The organism is Candidatus Obscuribacterales bacterium (assembly GCA_036703605.1).
GTDB lineage: Bacteria > Cyanobacteriota > Cyanobacteriia > RECH01 > RECH01 > RECH01.
This window is the reverse complement of sequence record DATNRH010000074.1, coordinates 1-1767: the sequence shown is the minus strand read 5'-3', so window position 1 is coordinate 1767 and position 1767 is coordinate 1. Positions and strand designations below refer to the sequence as shown.

The following is a 1767-nucleotide window of genomic DNA, read 5'->3' as shown; positions in this document are numbered from 1 at the left end:
AAGCCTCCTTTGAGTATCTCGTTGAGAGCGGTTACTCAATTTAGAGGCTTCTATCTGTTTTGGCAAGACCCTGTCCGAACTTTTGTCCGAAGGTCACTCGCTTTTCAATTGTTAGCCCAAAGTAGTAGAGTCCCCTTTTACCAAAGTTAAAATGTCCCCTTCGAAAGGGACAACAAAGTGGACAAACTACTGACAATGAGCAAAAAAGAACTGAGCCGATTAGAAATCATGCAACGAATCCAGGAGAAACGTTTGACGCAGAAGGAAGCAGCTTGGATGCTTGGGCTAAGCGTGCGACAGGTGAAGCGACTGTATCGAGCTTATCGCCAACAAGGAGCAGCGGGGCTGGTGAGCAGACGGCGTGGCAAACCGAGTAACAACCGTATGGACCCCCAAGTAGAGCAGCAGGTCATCGATTTGATCCATGAACGCTATCGGGACTTTGGGCCGACGCTGGCGCACGAGAAACTGGTGGAGTTGCATGGGTTGAAGATATCTGACGAGAGTGTGCGTAAGTTGATGATCGCTGAAAGGCTGTGGAAGCCAAAGAAAGCCAAGCGGTCAGCCGTGCACCCGCTGCGTGAGCGGCGAGCCTGTTTGGGGGAGTTGGTGCAGATCGATGGCTCGGAGCACGCCTGGTTCGAAGCGCGTGGGCCGAAATGTGTCCTGTTAGTGTTCATCGACGACGCCACCGGGCAGTTGGGAGAGTTGAGGTTTGTACCACAGGAGACTTTCTTTGCCTATTGTGAAGCTTCACGCCATTACTTTGAGCAGCATGGCAAGCCGTTGGCCTTCTACAGCGACAAAGACAGCATCTTCCGGGTCAACCAGCCCCGCCCCTTGGGACTGAGCAGTGGGCAAACCCAGTTTGCACGGGCGATGGAAGAGCTGGACATCCAAACCTTGTGCGCCAACACCCCACAAGCCAAAGGTCGCATCGAACGGGTCATCCAGACCCTGCAGGATCGCCTGGTCAAGGAGCTGCGTCTGCGCGGCATCTCAGATATGCAAGCAGGTAATGCCTTTCTACCTGAATTCCGGGCAGATTTCAATCGCCGCTTTGGGGTGGTCCCACGCAGTTCCCACGATGCCCACCGACCTTTGCTGCCCTCCGATAACCTGGAGCGCATCCTCACCCACCAGGAAATACGTACCCTGACCAAGAACTTGACTGTGCACTACCACAATGTCGTCTATCAGATCCACACCCAGCGCCCAACCTATGCCCTGCACAAAGCCCCGGTCACGGTGTGCGAAAATGCCCGTGGAGAAGTCACCCTGCTCTACAAAGACCAACCCCTCGATTACTCCACCTATCACAAACCCCAACGCCAGGCAGAAGTGGTCTCCAGCAAGACCCTCGACCACCAGTTGCGCCTACCTAAGCCACCCCCTGCCAATCACCCCTGGCGTCGCTATGGCCGCCACCTCAATGGCAAACCCATCCAGAAGGTCTTTCCAGATGGCGCAGATTAATTTGAGCTGGCTCTTGAGTTTATCGCTTTCGGCCAAAAACTGGGCAGAATGCAAAGTGCAGAGCGAGCACCGCTCTGCCCAGTCTTCGGCACTCGTGTCAGCGCTCCGCTTGCTCTCCAGCAGTGCCGTACCCTCCGCACGAGTGCTTGGTGTCTACCATGCCTTTCTATCTGCCCTCTTCAAAGGGGACATCTCTACTTTGTCAAATATGGGACATTTCTACTTTGGCTTGACAGCGGAAAACAGAAATTCGTCCCCGGAAGTGTCGATATTGTCAGGGGGAGATCTTCC

Annotated in this window: 2 protein-coding genes; both read left to right on the top strand. The window is 54.3% G+C overall.

Annotation, left to right across the window (positions count from 1 at the left end):
- Window positions 1-195 precede the first annotated feature (195 nt).
- Window positions 196-1476, top strand: a complete 1281-nt coding sequence (locus V6D20_01650; protein ID HEY9814500.1) for an ISNCY family transposase — start codon at window positions 196-198, stop codon at window positions 1474-1476.
- A partial coding sequence (locus tag V6D20_01645) for a hypothetical protein (protein HEY9814499.1) occupies window positions 1463-1767 on the top strand: 305 nt, incomplete at its 3' end. The genes V6D20_01650 and V6D20_01645, both read left to right, overlap by 14 nt.

Bases quoted from the DNA above. Each gene is read 5' to 3' on its own strand.
- V6D20_01650 (HEY9814500.1), top strand. From the start codon at position 196: ATGAGCAAAAAAGAACTGAGCCGATTAGAAATCATGCAACGAATCCAG.